The organism is Kitasatospora sp. MBT66 (assembly GCF_000710405.2).
In the GTDB taxonomy this organism is placed as follows: domain Bacteria; phylum Actinomycetota; class Actinomycetes; order Streptomycetales; family Streptomycetaceae; genus Kitasatospora; species Kitasatospora purpeofusca.
This window is the reverse complement of sequence record NZ_JAIY01000006.1, coordinates 50,968-73,342: the sequence shown is the minus strand read 5'-3', so window position 1 is coordinate 73,342 and position 22,375 is coordinate 50,968. Positions and strand designations below refer to the sequence as shown.

Here is a 22,375-nt window from a genome sequence, read left to right as displayed (position 1 = left end):
TCGTGCGGGGGTGTCAGGCGAGGCCGCCGCCGTCGACGACGAGGGCGGAGCCGGTCATGTAGCTGCTGGCGTCGCCCGCCAGGAAGAGCACCGCGGCGGCGATCTCCTGCGGCGTGCCGGCCCGGCCCATCGGCCGGTCGGCGGCGTCCTTCTCGAACGCCGCCCACTGCTCCTGGAGCTGGCGCGCCTCGTCGCGGAGCATCGGCGTCATGGTGTCGCCCGGGTTGACGGAGTTGACCCGGATGCCGGCGGCCGCGTGGTCGATCGCCAGCGCACGCGTCATGTTGACGACCGCCGCCTTGGAGGCGCAGTAGGACAGCGCGTTGCCGCCGCCCTTCAGCCCCCAGCCGGAGCCGGTGTTGACGATCGACCCGCCCTCGGTCATGGCCGGCACGGCGAAGCGGCACATCAGGTAGACGGACCGCACATTGACGGCCATCACCCGGTCCCAGTCGTCGGCGGATATCTCCAGCGCGGTCTGGCGGCGGATGATGCCGGCGTTGTTGAACAGGACGTGCAGCCCGCCGAAGGTCTGCACGGCGATGGTGACGATCCGCTCGCAGTCGGTCTCGGAGGAGACGTCGGCGCGCACCGCCAGCGCCCGGCCGCCGGCCGCCTCGATGCCGCGGACGACCTCGCTCGCGTCCGCGAGGTCGGCGACGACCACGGCGGCACCCTCGGCGGCGAACAGTTCGGCGGTGGCCCGGCCGATGCCGGAGGCGCCGCCGGTGACGATGGCGACCTTGTTGCGCAGGGTGTTCATGAAAGCTCCTCACTCGCCGAACTGATGCGGTACAGCACTGATTCACGGTGTCCGGTGACCACCCGGACGTGGCCCTCGAACGCGGCGTCGGCCCGGGGGTCGCCGCTGTCGACCAGCAGCGGCCGCCCGCCGAGGGCGGCGAGCTTCTGCTGCGTGGCGAGCACGACGACCCCGGCGAGCGCGGCCAGGACCCGGGGGCTGAACTGCTGGTTCCCGCGTCCGATCACGAAACCCTGCCCACCGATCACCGACAACACACCATGCGTCACCTGTGACATGGCAATGGCATGCAGCCGCTGCTCGGTCACGTCCGGGGCGAGCAGGGCGCCGTCCCGGACCACGTCCACGCCGAGCGGTGTCAGCGCCAGCCCGAGCGCCCGCCCCACGGCGAGCGTGGTGGCGCCGGGGCCGAGCGCGTAGGCGGTGCCGGGGCGCATGTCCGCCACCACCGCGCGGGCGATGGACTCGGCCGAGCCGGGCGGCGCCGCCGAGGAGCCGGTCTTGCGCCCGCTCAGCCGCTCCCGGGCCGCCGGCACCCGCAGCGTGCCGTACAGCCGGGCGCCGACCAGGCCCGCGCGGTGGCCCTCCTCGTCCAGGTCGACCACCTCCGCGTCGACGGTCCGGCCGTCGAACCCGGCGACGGTCGCGCCCGCCGCGACCGGGCTGAGGGCGAAGCAGCCGGAGTAGACCTTCACCCCGGCCGGGATGCCGAGCACCGGCGGGCGCGGCGCCGCGTCCAGGACGTCGCGCGCCGTCCCGTCGCCGCCCGCGAACAGCAGCAGGTCCACCTCGCCGAGCGCCGCGACCGCCGCCCGGGTGTCGGCCGGGCCGGTGGGCGCAGTCCGGGTGTCGGCGGCGCCGGTGGACGTCGCCCCGGAGCCGGCCGTTCCGCCGGACGTCGCCGCCGGACGGTGCGCGAGCCGGTACGGGACGCCCGCCGCCCGGGCGCTGTCCTCCCCCATCGGTCCGGCCACGGTGCGCACCAGGACGTCCGGCCGCCGGGCCCGCAGGGCTCGCAGCGCGGCGGCGGCGCGCTCGGCCGCCCGGGGAACGGCGCCCAGCGCGAGCGCCCTGGCCTGGATGTCCGGCCCGTCGCTGCCCTTGAGGGCGACGGCGCCACCGAGGCCGGCGACGGGGTTCACGATCAGGCCGACGATCATGCCGGGGGCTGCCCGCCGTGCTTGCGGCGGTAGGCGCGCCAGCTGGGCGACCACTGCGCCGGGTCGTCCAGCGAGGCCGGGTCGATCCGGTGCACCGTCTGGCGGTAGGGCGCGTTGCGGACGAACTCCGGGTCCTTGCGGGCCTCGTCGGCGACATGGGCGAGGATCGCCGCGTACTCGTCGAGGTCCTCCCTGGAGTAGGACTCGGTGGGCTCCAGGGTGAACGGCTCGGGCACCACGTACGGGTGGTGGCTGGTCCAGTAGTGCACGCCGAAGTCCGCGGCGCGGATGCCGATCTCCTCGGAGTGGACGCCGGTCTCCTCGGTCAGCTGCTGCCAGGAGTAGCGGACCTGCTCGACCCGGCGGCGGTCGGCCCACGGCACGGAGGCGCCGGGGATCCGGGCGACCTTCGCCAGCAGGTAGTTGTTGTTGAGCACGGCCGTCTCGGCGACCTCGCGCAGGCCCTCGGCGCCGAGCGCCATCACCCAGGCGTAGGCGCGCACCACATTGGGGGTGACGCCGAGGAAGGGGCGGATCTTGCCGACCGAGCGCTCGGGGACGGTCAGGGTGTAGACCTCCGGCTCCCCTGCTGCGGTCCCCGCGTTCTCGACCCGGTCGACGACCGGCCCGGGCAGGAACGGCACCAGCGCCGCCGAGACACCGCAGGCGCCGGCCGCCGGTCCGCCGCAGGCGTGCGGGGTGGAGAAGGTCTTGTGCAGGTTGAAGTGGCACAGGTCGAAGCCCGCGTCCCGGGCCCGGGTGATGCCGAGGATGCCGTTGGCGTTGGCCTGGTCGTAGCAGGCCAGGCCGCCGGCCTCGTGGACCAGGTCGACGAACTCCTTGATCCGGGGGTTGAAGATCCCGGTGTCCTCCGGGTTGGTGATCATCAGCGCGGCGGTGCGCGGCCCGACCGCCGCCCGCAGCGCCTCGATGTCCGGGTTGCCGTCGGCGTCCGGCATGAGGGTGATCACCTCGTAGCCGGCCACCTTGGCGCAGGCCGCGTTCGAGGGGTGCGAGAACATCGTGGTGATCACCTGGTCGCGCTGCCCGCCCTCGCCCCGCGAGGCGTGGTAGGCGCGGATCATCGCGATGTTGGCGTAGATCGCCGCGGAGCCCGCCCCCGGCTGCAGCGACACCCTGGCCATGCCGGAGATCTCCTTGAGGATCTGCTCCAGCCGCCAGTAGATCTCCAGCACGCCCTGCACGGTGGACTCGGGCTGCAGCGGGTGCAGCGCGGCGACCCTCGGGTCCCGGACGAAGGAGTCGTTGACCTTGGGGCTGTACTTCATGGTGCAGGTGCCCTGGCCGACGTCGATGTTGAAGTCCGCGCCCAGGGTCTCCTGGGAGAGCCGCAGGTAGTGCCGGACCACCTGGTTCTGGGAGAGCTCGGGCAGCGCGGGCGGGGTACGGCGGGCGACCGACTCCGGCAGGTCGACGAGCGGCGCGTCGGGCGCGGGCACGCCCACGCCGCGGCGGCCGGGCCGGGACAGCTCGAAGACGATCTCCTCGTCCCAGCGGGCCTGGTGGAAGCGGCGCAGGCCCGGCTTGGGCGTGACCGGCAGGCTGGCGAAGGGTTCGGTGTGCGAGCTCATTCGGCGCCTCCCAGGGCGGAGAGGGCGTCCTTGACGGCCGCCGCGAGGGTGTCGATGTCGGCGATCGAGTGCCGTTCGGTGACGCAGACCAGGACCTCGCGGTCCCCGAGCCGCACACCGCCGAGGATGCCCCGGCCGTGCAGGTCGGCGAGCAGCGCGTCGGCGTCCGGCACCTCCACGGCGAACTCCCGGAAGTGCACGGCCTCCTGGTGGCGGACCGCGGCGCCGGCCGCGGCCAGCGCGCGCATCGCGTAGCGGGTCCGGGCGAGCACGGTCTCGCCGATCTCCCGCATCCCCTGCGGGCCCATCAGCGCCAGGTAGACGCCGGCGGTGATGCCCCACAGGGCGGCCGCGGTGCCGACCCACTCCTTGCCCTCCTCGCGCAGCGCGAACGAGGTCCGGTCGTAGAAGACGTCGCCGAAGCCGTACTCGCCGGGCACCGCCGTCGGGGCGATGCCGAACAGCCGGGACGGGAACTCGGCGACCAGCCGCTCGTCGTCGTGGCTGGCGATGAACCCGGCCTGGCCGCCGCCGTACTGCGGGTGCATGCCGAGCGACTGGATGTCCCCGCAGACCAGGTCGGCGCCGTAGGAGGCGGGCGGGGCGAGCACGCCCAGCGAGATCGGGTCGGTGCCGACGACCAGCAGCGCGCCGACGCCGTGCGCCAGTTCGGCCAGCTCCCGGCCCCGGGTCTCGACCACGCCGTGCACGGTCGGCGTCTCCAGGTAGAGCGCGGCGAAGGTGTCGTCCAGCCGGACTTCGCCCATCTCCCCGGAGTCGGCCACCGGGGCGAGGTGCACCTCGACGTCCGGGGTGAGGTAGTCGCGGATCTTGGCCAGCTTGTCGGCCGCGATCGCCCCGCTCACCAGCACCTTGGAGCGTCCGGTACGGCGCGCGGCCATCCGCAGGGCCGTCCCGGTCGCCTGGTAGCCGTCGTAGACGGGGACGTTGACGACGTCCATCTCCAGCAGCTCGGCCATCATCGAGACGTACTCGAAGAGGGCCTGGAAGCGGCCGTGGTCCTCGTAGGGCTCGCCCGCGTAGGCGGTGAGGAACTCGCCCCGGCCGTTGACCTCGTCGCACACCGCCGGGACGTGGTGGTGGTAGCAGCCGTGGCCGAGGAAGCTCAGCAGTTCGGCCGGGTGGGTGTTGCGTGCCAGCAGGCCGTGCAGGTGCCGGACCAGGCCGGGTTCGTCGGTGTACGGCGCGGGCAGGTCGAGCGGGCGGTCGAGCCGCAGTTCGGCGGGGATGTCGCGGTAGAACTCGGCGACGTCGGGGGCGCCGATCTCGGCGAGCATCGCCGCCCTGGTCTCGGGCCCCGCGTTGGGGATGTAGGGATGGGCCACTGGCACTCCTCGGGTCAGGGCTTCGGGACTGCTTGGGGACTGCGTCAGGACTGCTTGAGGACGACGGCGTCGCCGGGCGCGAGCGACAGGGGGCCGCTCGGCAGCGGACGGCCGGTCAGCAGGTCGGTGAACACGGCGTCGGCGTCGGTGTCGGTAGTGGTCGGGGCCGGCAGCGGGACGGTGGCCGTCCGGCTGCCGTGGTTGAGCAGGAAGAGGTAGGGGCCGCGGCGGCAGGCCTCGACGCCCTCGGGGAGGTCGGGTCCGGCGACGCCGGTGACCCCGGCGGCGGTCAGCACCTCGTCCAGCAGCGGGGACGGGTCCTCGGGCAGGCAGCTCAGATAGGTGGCGCCGGCGGTGGCGATTCCGGTCCTGGCAACCCGCCGGGTGACGGCCGGGCGGCCGTCCAGCGGGCCGCCCCGGTAGCGCGCCACCACCTCGGCCCCGTCGGCCTCCACCCACTCGGTCCAGGTGCGGGCGCGCAGCCGGGTGCCGTCCGCCGTCTCCACCTCCTGGGTGGCGCCGTCCGGCAGCGGCCGCCACTCCTCGACCCGCACCCCGAGCAGTTCGCGCAGCGGCCCGGGCGCCCCGCCGTCGTGGACCTGGTCGGCGGCGTCGACCACGCCGCTGAACGGCCCGACCACCAGGTGGCTGGGGAAGGCGGCCAGCGCGGCGGCCTGCTCGGCCGTGCACAGGTAGAGGTTGGGGGCGATCACCAGCCGGTAGCCGGAGAGGTCGCGCCCGGGCGGGGCCAGGTCGACGGCGATGCCCCGGGCGTGCAGCGGCGCGTACCAGGAGAGCAGCAGCTCGTGCAGCCGGAGCCGGTCGGAGGGCATCGACTCGGGCGCCTCCAGCCCCCACCAGCTGTCCCAGTCCAGCAGCAGCGCGACCTCGGCCCGGGTGGTGCTGCCGGCGACCTCGGCGAGCCGGCGGACGTCCGCGCCGAGGGCGAGCGTCTCGCGCCACTGCCGGGTCGCGGTGCCGCCGTGCGGCAGCATCGCCGAGTGGAACTTCTCCGGGCCGTAGCGGGCCTGGCGCCACTGGAAGAACATCACGCCGTCGGAGCCGTGGGCGAGCGCCTGGAGGCTGTGCAGCCGCATCACCCCGGGGTCCTTGGGGACGTTGACCGGCCGCCAGCTGACCGCGCTCGGCGCGGACTCCAGCAGCAGCCAGGGCTGCCGCTTCAGCGAGCGCATCAGGTCGTAGCTGAGCGCGGCCTTCACCGCGGCCCGGGGGTCGGCCGGGTCCGGGTAGGCGTCGTCGGTGACGACGTCCTCGGCGGCGGCCCAGGCCCAGTAGTCGAGGTCGCGCAGCACGCTCATGAAGTTGGTGGTCACCGGCACGTCCGGGGTGACCTCCTTGAGCACCGCGCGCTCGGCCTCGAAGCAGGCGAGCAGGGCGTCGCTGGAGAAGCGGCGCCAGTCCAGCAGCTGCGCCGGGTTGACCGGTCCCGGCGCCTTTCGGGGCGGTTCGATCTGGGTCCAGTCGGTGTAGTGCTGACCCCAGCAGGACGTGCCCCAGGCCGCGTTGAGGCCGTCCAGGGAGCGGTGGCGCTCCTTCAGCCAGCGGCGGAAGTCGCGGGCCGACTCCGGGCAGAAGCACTCGGCGGTGTGGTCGGCGTACTCGTTGCTCACATGCCACAGGGCGAGGGCGGGGTGGTCGCGGTAGCGCTCGGCCACGGCGCGGGCGAGCCGGACGGTGGCGGCGCGGAACACCGGCGAGGAGGGGCAGTAGCCCTGCCGGGAGCCGAACTCCAGCCTGGTCCCGGCGGCGTCGACCGGCATCACCTCCGGGTGGTCGCGGACCAGCCAGGGCGGCGGGGTCGCGGTCGCGGTGGCGAGGTCGACCGCGATGCCGTGCTCGTGGAGCAGGTCGAGGACGCGGTCCAGCCAGCCGAACTCGTGGACGCCGGGGGCGGGTTCCAGTCGGGACCAGGAGAAGACGCCGACGGTGACGAGGTTGACGCCCGCCTCCGCCATCAGCCGGACGTCCTCCTGCCAGACCTCCTCGGGCCATTGCTCGGGGTTGTAGTCGCCTCCGAACAGCAGTCCCGGCACCCGGGTCAGGCCCATGCTCCGCCTCCTCGAGGGGTCGAGGACCCCGTTCAGAATTTTGTATTCAAAATACATAGTGCAGTACACTGAATGCGGTCAAGAGCTATGCTGCGAATCCGAAAAAAGGGGGATCCCGATGGCGATCGAGCGCCGCCCACTGCGCGAGCAGATCCGCGACGAGCTGATGGACCGCCTCACCCGCGGCGAGTTCGCGGCCGGCACCGACGTGAACGAGGCAGTCCTGGCCGCCGAACTCGGGGTCAGCCGCACCCCGTTGCGGGAGGCCCTGATCGCCCTGGCGGGCGAGGGCGTACTGGAGAGCAACCAGGGCCGGGGCTTCCGCTTCGCGCCGGTCAGCCGCACCGAGTTCCGCGAACTGGTCGCGATCGTCGCCGCCCTGGAGTCGCTGGCGCTGGAGTCCTCCGACCCGGCCCACCTGCGGGCCATCGCCCCGCGCCTGCTGGACCTCGCCCAGGGCTTCCCGGACCAGGTCGCCACCCACGCGACCGTCGACCGGCGCGACGACGAGTGGCACGGCCTGCTGCTCAGCGGCTGCTCCAACGAGCGCCTGATCGACCTGCTCGGCCGGGTCAAGGCCGGGATGCGGCGCTACGAGAACCTGGTCGTCGCGGAGGACGAGCCGGTGGCGCGCGAGTCGGAGGAGCACTGCGAGATCGCCCGCCGACTGCTGGAGGACGACCTGCCCGGCGCCATCACCGCCCTGCGGGCCAACTGGGTCGGCGGGATGGAGCGGATGCTCGCGCACATCCCGGCGGAGTGAGAGGCCGGTCCGCCGCACCGGTCCACCGCACCGGTGCACCGCACCGGAGCTGCCCCTTGGGGCAGCCACTGACGCCCAGGCAGGGGCCGGGCGGGCGGTCCGCGTTGACACCCCGGCCGAGCTGGGCCACCGTAGTCGGAGAGCCGGACCCCGACCCCTCGGGCCCGGCGAACGCGCGTGTCAGCAGCGCGACTTCAGCCCGTCCCGGGTCCGCCTCCCCCGTCGGACCCGGGACGGCTGCGGCACATCACGGCTGCGGCACATCCCGGCCTCCCCGGTTCGGTCCGGGCCCGGCGCCGTCCGGCCGTCGCCCGACCGCCCTTCGACCGTCGGGCTCCGCCAAGTCCCTTCCGCTCAGCACTTGTTGCCGCGGCAAGCGCCGCAATGGCGGAATGTCGTCGAAGGCCCGCCCAGGCAGTTGACGGCATCCCGTCCGAGCCGGTTGGCTCGGCCCCGAGCCGACCGCCGGGGGGCGGGCCGTGTGTCCTCGGTGGACCACCGGGCGCGCGGGCGAGGGCGCGATCCAGGGAGACTCCCGATGAGCAGCAGCACCACACCCACCATCGCCGTCGGACGGCCCGGCCGTCGGCGCCTCGCCGCGACCGCGGCCCTGTTGACGGTCGGCCTCCTCGCCGGCACCGCCGCGACCGCGACCGCCGCCCCGGCGACGTCCACGGCCGGCGGCACGACCCGGCTCACCGTCGGCATCGGCGGCGCCCAGCCCGACGGCGCGACCTGGGCCGACAGCGTGAGCGCCGACGGCCGGTACGCCGTCCTCGGCGGCGATGCCACCAACCTGGTGCCCGGCGACACCAACGGCGCGACGGACGTGTTCGTCCGCGACCTCCTCACACGCCGCACCGAGCGGGTCAGCCTCACCTCCACCGGCGCCCAGGCCGACGGCCGCTCCTACGACGGCTCGATCAGCGGCAACGGCCGCTACGTCGTCTTCACCTCCACCGCCGCGCTCGTGCCCGGCGACACCAACGGCGCCGAGGACATCTACCTCCGCGACCGCTGGACCGACCGCACCGAGCGGCTCACCACCGGCGACCCGCACCGCGAGGTACCGGACCTCAACTCCTATCTGGCGTCGATCAGTTGGGACGGTCGCTACGTCGCCTTCGCCTCCAGCCGGACCGACCTCGTCCCGGACCCGGTCAACCGCGTCGCCAACGTCTACCTGCTCGACCGGTGGATCGGCACCACCCGGCTGGTCACCCGGGCCGCCGACGGCACGCCCGCCGACCGCCCGTCCGCCGCGCCGGTGATCAGCGGCGACGGCAGCCGGGTCGGTTTCATCTCCAAGGCCACCAACCTGCTCCCGCCCGAGGAGGGCGGCGGCCAGGTCTCCTCCCTCGCCGCGTCCGACGCCTCGGCCACCGCCGACGAGCACGTGCCCGGCCGCCCCGCCCGCCACGGTTACGCCCCCGCCACCGGGGCCGCCACCGGCGCCCGCGCGGAGGTCACCAGGCCGCGCCAGTACCCGTTCTACGTCCACGACGTCGCCACCGGGCAGCTCAAGGGCGGCAGCGTCGACGAGACCGGCCAGTTGGTCGGCTCCTCCGACGGCGCCTTCAGCCCCGACGGGCGCTACGCGCTGTTCGCCGTCCTCGTGCCGAACACCCCCGACAGCTCCGGCTCGCAGCGCCACTACGAGGTCTTCGTGCGCGACCTGCGGCAGGGCACCGTCCGCCGCCTCCCGGCCGGCCTGCCCGGCACCGTGACCACCGGGTCCTCCTACGGTGCCGTCATGGCCGCCGGGAACCGCTGGGTCTACTTCATGTCCGACGCCGAGAACCTCGTCCCCGGCGACACCAACCTGACCGACGACATCTTCCGGCACGACCTGTGGACCGGCCGTACCGAGCGTGTCAGCGTTTCCTCCGACGGTGCCCAGACCGCCGGTTTCTCCTCCGAGCCCCTCATCGACGCCTTCGGCACCACCCTCGTCTTCACCTCGGAGGACGGCACCCTCGTCCCCGGTGACACCAACACCGTCACCGACGCCTTCAGCCGCCGCCTCCCGCTCTTCTGACGCTTCCTCGACCGATCCGGTGCCCGCCCCGCAACGTTCGCGGGGCGGGCACCGGCACGTCTCCCCCGCGTCAGTGCCCCGGGGGCGCGTCGGTCGGGTAGACGTAGAACGGCGCAGCGTAGGGATGGGGAGCCTGGTGAGCGGCGGGCCGGGCCGGAACGGTGAGGGCCCCGGCCAGGATCAGGAGGAGACCGGCCAGGTGGAACAGGGCCGAGACCGCCGAGACGACGCTCAGTGCCACGAGCGGCCCCACACTCCCGAACAGGGTGTCGAGGCCGAAACCCGTCCCCAGGACGAGGACGATCGGCCCCAGGGCCGCGACCAGGCAACCGATCATCGCCAGCCGGGCGTTGCGCCCCCGGCGGCGGATGTACGTGCCCGCCACCACGGCGCCGATCAACGGGACGAGGACCGAGACGGCGGCGATGAACAGATGGACGAGGCCGACGGTCCGGTAGTCGGTCATGGGACTCCAAGCGTGTGCGAGGACGGGAAGTACCGGGACACCCCCGATCACGCACGGACCCCGACCGGCGGTTCCCTTCGGGGGTGACGAGGCGTCGGAGCCGCGAACGGACCGCCTAGGATCGGCGCATGACCAGGGACATACGGATCGAACAGGCCGGACTCCACTACGAGACAGCCGTGTTCGGCGGCGACGCGAGTGGACTCGCGGCGGCGGAGCGGGGGTTGGACGGGGTCGAGGCGGACCTCGCGCTGGCCCGGGGGCGGGTGCTGCACGCCCGGTTCCTGGCGGACCGGGTCGAGGACCCGCGCGAGCTGGCGCTGTTCGAGCGGGCCGCCGCCCGCTACCGGGAACTCGGCGACGCCCGGGGCGAGGGCGAGGCGCTGTTCTGGACCGGCACGTTCCACCAGGTCGTCCGGGGCGACGCGGCCGCCGCCCTCCCCGCCCTGGAGCGCGCGCTCGCCCTCGCCACCCGCACCGGTGACCTCCTCACCGCGAGCTACGCGCTGCGCCACCTCGGCATCGCCGCCCACATCGCCGGGGACCTGCCGACAGCCCGCGAACGGCTGGAGGAGTCCACCCGGCTGCGGTGGGAACTCGGCTTCCTGCCCGGCGTCGCGGCCAACCTGGTCGGCCTGGCCCACCTCGCCGCCCAGCAGGACCGCCGCGAGGACGCCGCCGCCCTGCTCGCCGAGGCCACCGAACTGGCCGGGACCGCCGAGGCGCACGGCGTGCTGAACCAGATCACCGAGGCCCGCAAGGAACTCGCGCTCCCGTAGGACGGGGCCGGGTCGCGTGCCCCGCGCCGGTCAGTAGCCCTGGTGGGAGAAGGCCGCCCAGACCTCCAGGGCGTCCGGGGCGCGGCGGGCCAGGGAGTGGAGTTCGGGTGGGGCGTCCGGTGGGAGGCGGCGGTCGGGGTCGAGGGCCCACAGTTGGGCGTGGCGCAGGGCGTCGGCGGGTGGGTCGCCGGCGGTGAGGCGGGCGTGGAGGACGTACATCAGGACGCAGACCATCTCGTCGGACACCTCCCAGCGCGAGCCGATCGCGCCCGTCGCGCCGGCGGCGAGGAAGGCGCTGGAGAGGGTGAGTGCCTCGTCGAGGTCCTCACCGGTGTGGTCGCTGACGCAGGCGTCGAGCACGACCAGCCCGCCCGGGGAGCCCGGCGGGCGGCCCAGGGCCTGGCGGAGGATGTCGCCGACGGGAAGGCGGCCGTACCGGTCCCCGGTGTCCGGGTCGGGGGCGAGGGCGAGGTGGGCGTCGAGCGGCGAGCGCCCGGACGGCAGGGCGTGGCAGGCCAGGTGGAGCACGGAGGCCCCGGCCCGTCCGGGCGCGGGCAGCGCGGCCAGCACCTCGGCCGGGGTGCCCGCGCCCACGGCGTCCTCGACATAGCCGAGCAGGGTGCCGTGCGGGTAGTGGTCGGCGTGCAGGTACTCGGCCTCGACCTCGGCGAACATCAGGTCCCTGGTGGGGTCGCCGACGACCACCGGCCGTTCGGCGAGCGGCAGCCGGGGACGCCGGACCACCTCGCAGAACTGCCGGGCGGAGGCGGCGTAGGAGACCACCGCGCGTTCCACGGCGCGCACCGGCCGGCCGCCGTCGCGCAGCCCGCTGCTGAGCAGCCCCGCGTGCCAGGGCACGCCTCCGAGCGCGCCGAACGGCACCAGCACCAGCCGGGGCGGCGCACCGGGCGCCCGGCGGGCGGCGGCCGAGCGCAGGGCCGGGTGGCGCAGCAGTGGGCGCATCACGGCGGTGCCGGCCCAGTCGCAGAGTTCGCCGAGGGTGCCCTGCCAGCGGCGCCGGGCGGCGACCCGCTCCGGGTGACGGGGCGGCAGCTCGTCCAGGGTGGCCTGGCGTTCGCGGTGCGCCCGCCGGTAGGTGTGCAGCATCCCGAGTGCGGAGCTGCTGACCAGGGTGAGCGGCAGCAGGTCGACGGCGCCGCCTTCGTCGCCGGCGGTGATCAGCAGGGCCTGGCCGCTGCGTCCGTCGGCGGGCGGCAGCAGGTAGACCAGGGCGTCCGCGTCGGCCGTACGCAGGCTCCGGGCGATCTCCTCGACCGGGGGTGCGGACATGAGTGCCGTCCCCGGGGAGGCGGCGAGGGCGGTGAGCGCGCGGCGGCGGAGGTCGTCGGGCATGGGGATGTCGGCGCCGCCGGGGAGGGATTCGAGCAGGGTGCCGGGCAGGCCGAGCAGCGCGTCGAAGTCGAAGGGGTCGGCGGGCCCGCCGTCGGATCCGCCTTCGGGCCCGGAGCCGGATCCGGAGTCGGAGCCGCCGCCGAGCCAGGCGTCGGCGAGGTCATGGTGCCCGGCGATCCGCAGCAGGTCGGGGACGTCGGTGGTGGCGGTGGAGGCGTGCAGCACCAGGCCGCGGCCGAGTTCCAGTGTCTCGACGGCGGCCCGCAGGTGGGGCTCTTCGCCGGGCGGTGCGTCGCCGTCCGGGACCGCCTCGTGCTCCCGGTCGGCGATGTACCACCCGGCGATCGTCAACGCCTCGGACGCGGCGTCCCTGGCCAGCATCAGGGCAGGTTCGGCCGAGGCCTGGAGCAGGGTCGCGGCGGCGAGTTCGCGCAGCCCGGCCAGCCCGAACTCCCGGCCGGGCCGGCGGTCCTCCGGCCCGAGCCGGGCCCGGTGGACGGCGGCCAGGATCCCGCTGACCTTCGCCAGCAGCCGGGTCGGCGTCCCCTGCCGCATCCGCTCGCGCACCGCCCCGGCGGCGGCCAGCGCCTCGGCGGCGTCGGCGGGCCGGCGGGCGTGGCGGTAGCGCTCCAGCAGCAGGACGGCCCGCAGCAGCAGGCCCCGGGAGCCCTCCAGGCCGGTCGGGTCGGTCTCCGCGAGGAAGGCGTCGACACAGCGGAGCGCGTCCCCCGCGAGGGTCTCGTTGAACGGCCGCCTCATGGCGAGCATGACGAGCGCGCCGGCGGCCCGCAGGCTCAGTACGGCCTTGTGCAGGTGCCCGGGCGGCGTCTCCTCCGCCGCCTCCACCATCAGACCGACCGCGTCCATCAGGCGGGCCACCGGGCCCACGTGCGCCGCGTGGAAGAACATCGCCACGCCGAGGTCGCCGCGTGCCATCGGCCGGAGCGGGTCGTCCTCGGGCACCGCCGCGACCAGCGGTTCCAGCTCGGCCACCACCCGCCCCATCGCCTCGACGTCCAGGACCACCAAGGCGGCCTGGAACTCCAGCATCAGCCGGGTCCGTTCGAGCATCGGCCGCTGCCCACCGAGCAGCCGCCCGACGCCCGGGTGGTCGCTGGTGGCGAGGAAGGCCACCGCCTCGTCGGTGTAGCGGCGGGAGGCTTCGAGGTCCTGGTGGTCGCCGCCGAGGAGGTAGCGCCGGTAGAGGCTGACGGAGAGGTTCTCCAGGTGGACGACGCGGTTGACGTCGTCGGGCGCGGTCCGGCGGAACGCGGCGCGTTCGTGCCGGATCGCCGCGTCCAGGTCGGCGGCGGCGTTGGTGAACGCGAACCGCTTGCTCATCACGGCCGCCAGCGAGCCGTCCAGGTGCTCCTCCGCGCCCAGGCTGCCGGAGGGCCGGGCCCGGGCGTCGTCGAGCAGGCCGATCACCCGGTCCAGCGCGGCCCGGTCGGTGGAGAACTCGTCCCGCGCGATGGAGGCGTGGGCGAGCTGCTGGAGGATGTCGCTGCGGCGGATGCCGTGGTCCTCCTCCGCCATGGTGCCGGCAGCCCGTTCGAGGTGGTGGAGCGCCTCCTCCAGGCGGTAGGAGTCCGGCTCGTGCTCGCGCAGCGCGTTGACCATCGTGCCGAGTACCGCGTGCGAGGGAGGCCGGACCGGGTCGTCCTCGGCCATCCCGGCGAGGCCCTCGCGCAGCACCTCGACGGCCTCCCCCGCCTCGGCGGTCAGGAGGTAGTGGTCGAGCCGGGAGAGGGCGCCGAGCGCGGTTCCCAGCAGCCAGCGGACGGTGCCGCCCTCCGGGCTCGCGGGCGGGACCAGCCGGCGCAGGTCGCGCAGCCGGGCGAGCCGGTGGTCGGCGTCCTCGGGGCGGACGGTGCCACCGCCGCGAACCTCGTACTGGCCCACCAGGACCAGGCCGGCCCACAGTCGGGCCGGCGCGTCGGGCTCGGTGGTGGCCGCTACCAGCTCAAGGTGGGCGACGGCCCGGTCGGCCGTGCCGAGGTCCCCGCCGCCGTCCTCCTCCTGGTCGAGCAGCAGCCGGGCCAGGCGTTGGCGGGCGAGCAGCTCGACCTGGTCGGCGAGGTCGGCCGGTCCCGGATCGGCGGCCGGGTCGGGGCGCGGCGGGGCGGTGCCCGGTTCGTGCCACGGCTGCGGGCGCAGCCGGTCGAGCAGGCCTGTCAGGACGGCGTCGGCGGCGGCACGGTCGGCGGGGGCGCCGTCGCGGTCGTGGCGGTCGGCGAGCGCGCAGCCGAGGGCCATCAGGTGGCCGGGGTCCTGGTCGTCGTAGGCGTCGTAGGAGTCGTAGGAGTCATAGTTGTCGCGCCGGTCCTGCCCGTCCCTGCCGCGGTCCGGTCCGCCGGGGCCGAGCACCTGCCAGGGGCCGAGCGGCACCGGCACGGGGCAGGCCAGCCGCAGCGCCTCCACCGCCCGGTCGAGGTCCTCCGGGCGCGCCCGCCCGTCCTCCTCCCCGTCCTCGAAGCGCGCGTACAGCAGCAGCCCGAGTTTCGCCGCGACCACCGCCCGCTCCGGCGCGGCCGGGTCGAGCACCGCCGCGCCGAGCGTCAACAGCCCGACGGCATCGTCCCGTTCGGCCCACACCGCGGCCCGGATGTCCTCGTCCTCGGCGAACTCCGGCCGCTCGACGGCGTTCCAGTACCGGACCGCGAGCGTCAGCCCGAGCAGGCGCCGCACCTCCGCGAGCGCCCCGCGCGGCGCGGCCGGCCCCGCGTCCTCCAGCAGCGTGCGCGCCGCCGTGAACGCGGTCAGCGCGCCGGACAGCGCCATCGCGGCCTGCCGCGGATCCGTCGCCGCGTCGTGCTCGTCCAGCAGCCGCCGCCCCCGCCCGACCAGCCCGCCGACCTCGTCGTCCCCCACCACCCGGAGCTCCCCTCCGCCGCAACAATCCCGGTGCCCCGCACACCGCCCACACGCTACGGTGCGGGGCACGCTCCCCGGAGGTGAACCGGTGCAACCCCTGCTCCTGCTGGACGTCGACGGCCCCCTGAACCCGTACGCGGCCAAGCCGCACCGGCGCCCCGAGGGCTACCGGACCCATCGCCTGCTGACACCCCGCTGGCACGCCGCCGAACGGGCCCGCCTCCGTGCCCACGGCCTGCCGAACAAGCCGGTCAAGCCCTTCCGGGTGTGGCTCAGCCCCGACCACGACCCGGCCCTCGCCGCGCTGCCCTTCGACCTGGCCTGGGCAACCACCTGGAAGGCCGAGGCCAACGAGTTCGTCGCCCCGCTGCTGGGCCTGCCCGAACTCCCCGTCATCACCTGGCCCGACCCCCGGCCGGAGCCCGGGGGCGGCGTGTTCTGGAAGACCCCCGCCGTCGTCGCCCAGGCCCGGGGCCGCCCGTTCGCCTGGGTGGACGACGAGATCACGGACGCCGACCGCACCTGGGTCGCCACCCACCACCCGGGCCCGGCCCTGCTCCACCGCATCGACCCCCGGGTGGGCCTGACGGCGGCCGACTTCACCACCCTGGCCGACTGGGCCGCCGAACCGTCCGGCCCATGAACCCGGGGGGCGCCTCCCATCCCGAGGAGCACGCTGCCGGAGGATCTCCGGCAGCGTGCAGGCGGCCCGCGCTTGCCCGACCCTCCCCGGCTCGGCAGGCAGCGCGGGCCACGCCCTGTCTGCGGGTCTGCTGCTGGGGGCTCAATTCGCCTGCTTCTGCTCGTTGATGCCCTCGGCCAGGAAAACGGCAGATGGTTCCTCGTTCGAGGTGCCGGGCAGACGGCTCCTCCGGAACTCCGCCTGTACGGCGCGGAGGGCCTTGATACTCGCGATCGCATCCTTGCTGAGTGAGGGTATCTTCCGCAGCACGAAATGCAGCAACCAGAAGACGCCACCAACACCCACGGAAACGGCTACCACCCAGTCAGGCACTCTCACAGCTCCTCTCGGAGCGGAGGCCGGGTGAATTCTGACGGCGGCAGACTCGACCCGACCCACCGCACACAGCGATATGTCGAATCGAGACACTGCCGGTGCAGAAATCTCGAACTGGGCGCGATCTTCCGCAGCCCTGCTGCCAGCACGTTGAAGCTGTGCAGCGCCCGCACATGAGGAGGACCATCACTTCTCATGTGGAGTAACCAGAGTACGCCGACCATTGATCTGGGCACCGGCACAGATCAGGGGCTCTCCAGCCGCCCGGGAATCAAAGGCGGGTATCCACTTCGATGGTGAACCTCATGCACACGCGTCAGCCATCTTCAGGCGCTCGCAGCATTCCGTCAAATCGGAATCAAAAGTTCCGCATAGGCGCCCCCAGAGAACCTGTCGACCGAAACTCCGAGACCAACACGTGACCATCCAGGACTTCGCCGACCCCGAAGTCTCGACTCAAGCGCCGGCCAATGGATCGCAGCATGTTGTTACGATCCATATTCGAGCTGTTCGCGACCTGCTGCGAGAATTTCTGCCGGCGAGCGGGAAATTGAGCGAGCCCGGACACCTCCAGGACTCGAAGAGATCAGCGGCGGTGACCCATGCCCCCGGGAAAAAGCGCCGGAAAAGGTCCCACCGGCCCCCGGCCACAGCGTCGGCCAGCCTCGCAGAGACGCCGAGTCAAGAGGTAACTTGAACATACTGCAAGGCAGTTGAGCCGACATGATGCTCGGGTCGCTCATCACAGGTCCGAGACGCGAGGGACCGGGACCGGTCTTACCTTTCGGGTCCGCCGATCGGGTGGATCGGGGCGGTTCGTGATGGTTCGTACAGATGAACGGGGTAGTTCGCGGGGGCTCCTCGCCGACGATCGGCGGAGCGGATGCCCCGAATCGCAGGGAGGCCCTGGATCATGAGAAGACGTTCGCCGGTCCGTACGCTCGTCGTGGCGGCACTCGCCGTCGCCGGACTGCTGCCGCTGACGGCAGCCGGTGCGCCCACGCTCGCGACCGCTGCCGTGCCCTCCGCCGTTCCGGCCGTGTACAGCGGCGTGGAGGACGAGGAGGCGCGGGAGCTCGACCCGGAGTTGCGGGCGAAGCTCGACGAGGCCGTGCAGCGGGTGATGCGGGAGGCGGGCATCCCCGGGGTGCAGGTCGGGCTGTGGCTGCCGGGGCGGGGGCGGTACGTGCGCTCGTTCGGTGTCGCCGACAAGGAGACCGGCGCGCCGATGACGGACCGGCTGAACCAGCGGATCGGCAGCGAGACCAAGACCTTCACCGCCACCGCCGTGCTGCAGTTGGTGGACCAGGGCCTGGTCGGCCTGGACGAGCCGATCGCCACCTACCTCGACGGCGTCCCGTGCGGGGAGGTCATCACCGTGCGCGAGCTGCTGGAGATGCGCAGCGGGCTGTTCCCGTACAGCGCGGACGCGGACTTCGGGAACGACTTCCTGGGCGACCCGCAGCGCGTCTTCACCCCGCAGGAGCTGCTCGCGTACGGGTACAAGCACGACAACGTGTTCCCGCCGGGCACCCGCTACCAGTACTCGAACAGCAACTACATCCTGCTCGGCCTGCTGGTGGAGAAGCTGAGCGGGCAGAGCATCGAGCAGTTCGTCCATGACCGGATCACCGCGCCGAGCGGCCTGGGGCACACCCTCTACCCGGAGGGCACCGAACTCCCGGTGCCGTACGCGCACGGCTACACCGACCAGACGCTGTCCGGGGAGATCGCCGACTCCACCCACTGGAACCCCTCCTGGGCATGGTCGGCGGGCGCGATGGTCTCCGATCTGCGCGACCTGAAGCACTGGGCGAAGGACCTCGCCACCGGCACCCTGCTGTCCCCCGCCACCCAGGCGGAGCGGCTGAAGATGCTGCCGACCGGGATCCCCGGAGCGGACTACGGGCTCGGGATCTTCAACATCGGCGGCTGGATCGGCCACAACGGCTCGCTGCCCGGCTACGAGAGCCTGACGATCTATCTGCCGGAGGAGTGCGCGACCCTGGTGCTGCTGCTCAACTCCGACATCACCGCCCAGAATTCGGAGCCCAGCACGCTGGTCGGCAAGGCGGTCACCAGCATCGTGACGCCCGATCACGTCTACGACATCCCGCCCGGCAAGTAGCCTCGGGGAGGCGACGAGGGGTGGGTGGCCGGGCCGGTCCCCCACCCCGGCCGGACGGAGGGGCGGGTCGTGAACGGTGACGGCGGCGGGCGGGCGGGCGTGAACGATGACGGCGGCGGGCGGGCGGTCCCACCGGCGGTGGACGCGGAGGTGCGGGCCGCCGGGGTGGCGGCCGGGGACCCGCTCACGCCGGAGAACCTCGCCGACCGGCAGGCCCGGGACGCGGCGGCGCGGCCGAGGCCCGGGGTGGCGGAGCTGCGGGACGGCGGCCGGTTCGAGGTCGCCGAGCTGGTGGCGCCGGGGCCCGGCGGCGGGCCGGAGGTGCGGTTGGTGAGCGCGCGGCCCGCCGGGGCGGGCGGGCCGCTGCCGCTCCTCTACTACCTGCACGGCGGCGGCATGGTGATGGGCAACGCGTGGTCGGTGCTGCCGCGTCTGCTGCGCGAACTGGCCGAGCCGCTGGGCCTGGCCGTGGTGTCGGCGGAGTACCGGCTGGCTCCGGCGGCGCCGTACCCGGCGGCGGTGGAGGACTGCTATGCCGGGCTGCTCGCGGTGGCGGGGCGCGCGGCGGAGCTGGGCGCGGACCCCGGGCGGATCGTCGTCGGCGGCAAGAGCGCGGGCGGCGGTCTGGCGGCGGCGCTCGCCCTGCTGGCGCGGGACCGGGGCGGTCCGGTCCCGGTCGGCCAGCTGTTGCTGAGTCCGATGCTGGACGACCGGGACCGCACCTTCTCCACCCGTCAGCTGGCCGGCCACGACACCTGGGACCGGACCTCGAACGCGACCGCCTGGCGGGCCGTGCTGGGCGAGCGCTACGGCGCCGCCGACCTGCCGCCCTACGCGGCGCCCGCCCGGGCCACGGACCTGACGGGGCTGCCGCCGGCCTATCTGGAGGTCGGCTCCGCCGAGACCTTCCGGGACGAGGCGGTGGCGTACGCGGACGCGATCTGGCGGGCCGGCGGCGCCGCCGAGCTGCACGTCTGGCCGGGCGCGTGCCACGGTTTCGACACCTACGCCCCGGAGGCCGCCGTCAGCCGCGACGCCCGGGACGCCCGGCTGCGTTGGCTGCGGCGCGTCCTCCGGAGCTGATCCGGGGGTGGCCGGTCCGACGGGCGGCTACTCGGATTCCAGGGCCGCGACCAGTCGCGGCAGGGTGCCGGTGAGCGCGGCGAGCGCCAGGTGGTCGTGGAAGTCGCGGCTGTGCACGATGAGTCCGTCCCGCACCCGCAGGACCTGGATGTTGGCGGCGGTGAGCCTCCGCCCGGTGGTGCGGTGGTGCACCTCGTAGTCCCACTCGGCGACGATCACCTCGGGGTCGTCGGTCTCGCGGACCACCACGTTCCGGGAGCTCAGCTCCAGCGGGGACTGCTCGCCGAGCTGGGCGAACCGTTCGGCGAGCACCTTCCGCCCCTCGAACCGGCCCGGCCCGCCGGGTTCGAGGGGCGTCTCCACCACGATGTCCTCGGCGTAGAGCGCGGCGAGCTCGGTGAAGCGGCCGGCCGTGATGCCGTCGAGCAGTGCGTGGAAGGTCTCGCGCGGTGACCGCGTTTCGGACATGATCAACCCCCGGAACGACTAGGGACGGAGCGACAAGGACAGGAATGTGGCCGCCGTAACCGGACCAGCGACTCCGGTACGACGATACGGACTGGACAGTCCGGTTGTCCAGGGTCGGCCGCCCGGCGTTCCGGCCTTCGGACGAAAGGGAGTTGAGAGGATGAGCGACACGCAGGAGCGACCGCTCCGGGCGGACGCGGCCCGCAACCGGGCCAAGTTGCTGGACGCCGCCACCGAGGTGTTCACCACCTGCGGCGTCGGTGTGCCGACGGAGGAGATCGCCCGCGCCGCCGGTGTCGGCGTCGGCACGCTGTTCCGGCACTTCCCCACCAAGGAAGCCCTGCTGGAGGCGGTGGTGGTGCGCCGGCTGGAGACGATCGCGGCCCGGACGGCCGAACTGGCCGCCGGGGCCGAACCCGCCGAGGCCTTCTTCGGCTGCTTCCGGCTGATCGTCGAACTGTCCGCCGGCAAGAACGAGTTCGCCCGGGCCCTCGCCGCGGCCGGCATCGACGTGCACTCCGCGCTGCGCGCGTCCTCCGACGTCATCCGCACCCGGCTGGCGGAACTGCTGGACCGCGCCCAGCGGGCCGGGGCCGTCCGCGCCGACCTGACCCTGCCCGAACTGGTCGCGCTGATCGTCGGCACCGGAGCCACCCTGGAGCAGCTCGGCCCCGATCCGGAGGCCCACGGGCGTGTCCTGGACGTGGTGTTCACCGGACTGCGCCCGCACTGAGCCGCGCCGGGCGCCGCCTCGGAGCGCTCACCCGCCCCGCCGCCGTGCGCCCGGATTCGAGGGGCGTCGAAGGGCTTTGCCCGGGCGCGGCGGGCGCCGTGAGACTGGCCGCACCCAGGCAGAAACGACTTCGGGAGTGTGTCCGTCATGAGAATCGCGAGATCCCTCGTCCCCCGCGCCGGTGTCGCGGCCGGTGCCGTGCTGATGGCGGCCGGCCTGCTGGGCGGGACCGCCCAGGCCGCCGGCGGCGCCCCGGCCGCGAGCGGCCCCGCCGGAGGCGCAGCCGCGGTGTCGGCAGTGTCGACGGTGTCCAACGCCGACCAGACCGTCGTCCGGGCCACCGCCGCCCTGAACCGCGGCGAGAGCTGGTCCTCACCGGACGGCAGCACCGTACTGTTCCAGCAGTACGACGGCCATGTGGTCCTGTACAAGAACGGCGTCGCCATCTGGACGGCCGTCGGCACCTACGGACTCGGCTCGTCCTTCTACGTCCAGGCCGACGGCAACCTCACCGCCTACGACGCCGCCTGGCGCCCCCTGTGGGAGAGCCGCACGGCCGGCCACCCCGGCGCCTACCTCGCCGTCCAGAACGGCGGAAACCTGGTCGTCTACTACGGCCAGCGGGCGCTGTGGTGGTCCAACTACCGTCCCGCCGACGCCGACCCCGAGTGCCGCCCCGGCCGTGTCTGCCCGTAACCCGTTACTGTGCGTGCCCGCCCGGACAGCGGGTCCGGGCGGGCACGTGGTTGTCGGCGCGGGAAGCCGGACCGGCCGACTTCCTACTCGCCGATCCGCCGGGAGGTCCAGACGGCCAGGTAGCACGCGAGCGGCAGCATCACCAGGACCGCCGCCCAGAAGGCGGCATGGCCCCAGATCTCGGCGAGCGCGCGGAACCACGGGCCCAGGACGGGGATCCGCAGCGCCTCCAGCGGGCCCAGCGGCGGGGGCCAGGCGCCGAGCACCGCCGTGCCGAGCGCGGCGGCGGCCAGCAGGCGGCGGGCCGCGCGCGGGACGGTGGCCGAGGCGACCAGGGTCAGGAAGGCCAGCAGCAGCAGGTAGTCGGCCTGGTAGGCCGCGCCGACCTGGCCGGTGCCCCAGGACTCCGGGGTCGGGTGGTGGTCGCGGTGGACCACCGCCAGCCGGACCTCGACCGCCGCCCAGAGGACCAGGGTCAGCACCAGCGTCCCACCGAGCCAGAACAGCAACCGGTCCCGGTAGCCGTCGCGGCCGGGGCGCCAACCCCGGGCCGCGCCGGTGCCGTTGACCCGGGCGCGGCGGCGGGTGGCGAGGTTGCGGCGGTCGCCGGCCGCCCGCTGCGCGGCCTCGTGCGCCGGGGTGAGCAGCCAGCGCACCGAGCGGCCGTTGACGAGCAGCACCAGCACGGGCGTCGCCGTCGCGACGAAGCCGGCCCAACTCGCCGTCCCGCCCTCGAACACGACCACCCGGTCGATCACCGCCTGCGGCGGCCTGAGCACGGTCATCGGCGGCCCGAGGTGCAGATAGCCGACGGCGAAGGAGGCGGCCGCGGCGAGGAACAGGATCCGGCGCCCGATCCGGGCCGGGAACGCGGCCACCGCCGCAGCGGCGACCAGGGCGGCGCCGAGCTGACCGGCCGTCGCGCGCGCCGCGGCCTCCCCCGCCGTCCGCAGCGGGCCGCCGAACGCGCCGTCGGGGGACACCGCCCCGCCCACCCCGGCGTCGACGGAGATCCGCCAGACCGCGCCCGCCCAGAGGCTGACGGC

18 protein-coding genes are annotated in these 22,375 nt (G+C 74.2%); 8 read left to right on the top strand and 10 right to left on the bottom strand.

What is annotated here, in order from left to right; genetic code table 11:
* Positions 1-13: 13 nt before the first annotated feature.
* Genes BI06_RS12925 through BI06_RS12905 form a run of 5 tightly spaced genes read right to left on the bottom strand, consistent with a single transcriptional unit; the run spans position 14 to position 6,930 of the window.
* On the bottom strand, positions 14-763 hold the full coding sequence (locus BI06_RS12925) for an SDR family NAD(P)-dependent oxidoreductase (RefSeq protein ID WP_043468140.1): 750 nt from the start codon (positions 761-763) through the stop codon (positions 14-16).
* Positions 760-1,923, bottom strand: coding sequence for an ATP-NAD kinase family protein (locus BI06_RS12920; protein ID WP_030395604.1), 1,164 nt, complete (start codon positions 1,921-1,923; stop codon positions 760-762). Before BI06_RS12920 ends, BI06_RS12925 begins: the two co-directional genes overlap by 4 nt.
* Entirely contained in the window at positions 1,920-3,515 is a 1,596-nt protein-coding gene (gene gcvPB / locus BI06_RS12915) for an aminomethyl-transferring glycine dehydrogenase subunit GcvPB (protein WP_051740940.1), read from the bottom strand. Before gcvPB ends, BI06_RS12920 begins: the two co-directional genes overlap by 4 nt.
* Entirely contained in the window at positions 3,512-4,861 is a 1,350-nt protein-coding gene (gene gcvPA, locus BI06_RS12910; protein WP_030395602.1) for an aminomethyl-transferring glycine dehydrogenase subunit GcvPA, read from the bottom strand. The genes gcvPB and gcvPA overlap by 4 nt, the downstream gene beginning before the upstream one ends.
* Positions 4,862-4,905: 44 nt before the next feature.
* Complete coding sequence (locus tag BI06_RS12905; protein WP_043468137.1) at positions 4,906-6,930, bottom strand: beta-galactosidase; 2,025 nt, start codon at positions 6,928-6,930, stop codon at positions 4,906-4,908.
* A 118-nt stretch (positions 6,931-7,048) separates the two neighbouring features.
* Between BI06_RS12905 and BI06_RS12900 the strand changes: the two genes are divergently transcribed.
* The gene (locus BI06_RS12900; RefSeq protein WP_030395600.1) at positions 7,049-7,693 is read left to right on the top strand and encodes a GntR family transcriptional regulator; all 645 of its coding nucleotides are present in this window, start codon (positions 7,049-7,051) and stop codon (positions 7,691-7,693) included.
* Positions 7,694-8,231: 538 nt separating this feature from the next.
* A complete protein-coding gene (locus BI06_RS12895; protein ID WP_043468135.1) occupies positions 8,232-9,731 on the top strand; it encodes a hypothetical protein in 1,500 nt (499 codons plus the stop codon).
* Positions 9,732-9,801: 70 nt separating this feature from the next.
* Here BI06_RS12895 and BI06_RS12890 read toward each other — a convergent pair whose 3' ends face one another.
* Positions 9,802-10,197, bottom strand: a complete 396-nt coding sequence (locus BI06_RS12890; RefSeq protein ID WP_043468133.1) for a hypothetical protein — start codon at positions 10,195-10,197, stop codon at positions 9,802-9,804.
* A 128-nt stretch (positions 10,198-10,325) separates the two neighbouring features.
* On the opposite strand from BI06_RS12890, the gene BI06_RS12885 reads away from it, so the two are divergent.
* Entirely contained in the window at positions 10,326-10,976 is a 651-nt protein-coding gene (locus BI06_RS12885) for a hypothetical protein (protein ID WP_043468130.1), read from the top strand.
* A gap of 30 nt (positions 10,977-11,006) precedes the next feature.
* Here the strand turns inward: BI06_RS12885 and BI06_RS12880 are convergent, their stop codons facing one another.
* On the bottom strand, positions 11,007-15,203 hold the full coding sequence (locus tag BI06_RS12880) for a CHAT domain-containing protein (protein WP_043468128.1): 4,197 nt from the start codon (positions 15,201-15,203) through the stop codon (positions 11,007-11,009).
* A gap of 97 nt (positions 15,204-15,300) precedes the next feature.
* Between BI06_RS12880 and BI06_RS12875 the strand changes: the two genes are divergently transcribed.
* Positions 15,301-15,846: a hypothetical protein gene (locus tag BI06_RS12875; protein ID WP_043469401.1), complete on the top strand. Its 546-nt coding sequence runs from the start codon at positions 15,301-15,303 to the stop codon at positions 15,844-15,846.
* Between the two features lie 141 nt (positions 15,847-15,987).
* Here BI06_RS12875 and BI06_RS12870 read toward each other — a convergent pair whose 3' ends face one another.
* Entirely contained in the window at positions 15,988-16,218 is a 231-nt protein-coding gene (locus BI06_RS12870; RefSeq protein ID WP_043468125.1) for a hypothetical protein, read from the bottom strand.
* Between the two features lie 916 nt (positions 16,219-17,134).
* Here BI06_RS12870 and BI06_RS12865 point away from each other — a divergent pair.
* Complete coding sequence (locus tag BI06_RS12865) at positions 17,135-18,349, top strand: serine hydrolase (RefSeq protein WP_043468122.1); 1,215 nt, start codon at positions 17,135-17,137, stop codon at positions 18,347-18,349.
* 69 nt (positions 18,350-18,418) lie between these two features.
* Positions 18,419-19,432 (top strand): alpha/beta hydrolase, encoded by a 1,014-nt coding sequence (locus tag BI06_RS12860; protein ID WP_369826113.1) that lies wholly within the window; start codon positions 18,419-18,421, stop codon positions 19,430-19,432.
* 27 nt (positions 19,433-19,459) lie between these two features.
* On the opposite strand, the gene BI06_RS12855 is transcribed toward BI06_RS12860, so the two are convergent.
* Positions 19,460-19,900, bottom strand: a complete 441-nt coding sequence (locus tag BI06_RS12855) for a nuclear transport factor 2 family protein (RefSeq protein ID WP_043468120.1) — start codon at positions 19,898-19,900, stop codon at positions 19,460-19,462.
* 160 nt (positions 19,901-20,060) lie between these two features.
* Here BI06_RS12855 and BI06_RS12850 point away from each other — a divergent pair, with 160 nt between their 5' ends.
* Positions 20,061-20,633, top strand: a complete 573-nt coding sequence (locus BI06_RS12850; protein WP_043468118.1) for a TetR/AcrR family transcriptional regulator — start codon at positions 20,061-20,063, stop codon at positions 20,631-20,633.
* 147 nt (positions 20,634-20,780) lie between these two features.
* A complete protein-coding gene (locus BI06_RS12845) occupies positions 20,781-21,329 on the top strand; it encodes a hypothetical protein (protein WP_051740937.1) in 549 nt (182 codons plus the stop codon).
* A gap of 83 nt (positions 21,330-21,412) precedes the next feature.
* Here BI06_RS12845 and BI06_RS12840 read toward each other — a convergent pair.
* Positions 21,413-22,375: hypothetical protein (locus BI06_RS12840; protein ID WP_043468116.1), on the bottom strand; the 963-nt coding region annotated here is incomplete at its 5' end.

Coding starts and splice junctions, on each gene's coding strand:
- BI06_RS12890 (WP_043468133.1), bottom strand. CDS start 10,197: ATGACCGACTACCGGACCGTCGGCCTCGTCCATCTGTTCATCGCCGCC.
- BI06_RS12900 (WP_030395600.1), top strand. CDS start 7,049: ATGGCGATCGAGCGCCGCCCACTGCGCGAGCAGATCCGCGACGAGCTG.
- BI06_RS12905 (WP_043468137.1), bottom strand. CDS start 6,930: ATGGGCCTGACCCGGGTGCCGGGACTGCTGTTCGGAGGCGACTACAAC.
- BI06_RS12845 (WP_051740937.1), top strand. CDS start 20,781: ATGAGAATCGCGAGATCCCTCGTCCCCCGCGCCGGTGTCGCGGCCGGT.
- BI06_RS12920 (WP_030395604.1), bottom strand. CDS start 1,923: ATGATCGTCGGCCTGATCGTGAACCCCGTCGCCGGCCTCGGTGGCGCC.
- BI06_RS12865 (WP_043468122.1), top strand. CDS start 17,135: ATGAGAAGACGTTCGCCGGTCCGTACGCTCGTCGTGGCGGCACTCGCC.
- BI06_RS12885 (WP_043468130.1), top strand. CDS start 10,326: ATGACCAGGGACATACGGATCGAACAGGCCGGACTCCACTACGAGACA.
- BI06_RS12850 (WP_043468118.1), top strand. CDS start 20,061: ATGAGCGACACGCAGGAGCGACCGCTCCGGGCGGACGCGGCCCGCAAC.
- gcvPB (WP_051740940.1), bottom strand. CDS start 3,515: ATGAGCTCGCACACCGAACCCTTCGCCAGCCTGCCGGTCACGCCCAAG.
- BI06_RS12895 (WP_043468135.1), top strand. CDS start 8,232: ATGAGCAGCAGCACCACACCCACCATCGCCGTCGGACGGCCCGGCCGT.
- BI06_RS12925 (WP_043468140.1), bottom strand. CDS start 763: ATGAACACCCTGCGCAACAAGGTCGCCATCGTCACCGGCGGCGCCTCC.
- BI06_RS12855 (WP_043468120.1), bottom strand. CDS start 19,900: ATGTCCGAAACGCGGTCACCGCGCGAGACCTTCCACGCACTGCTCGAC.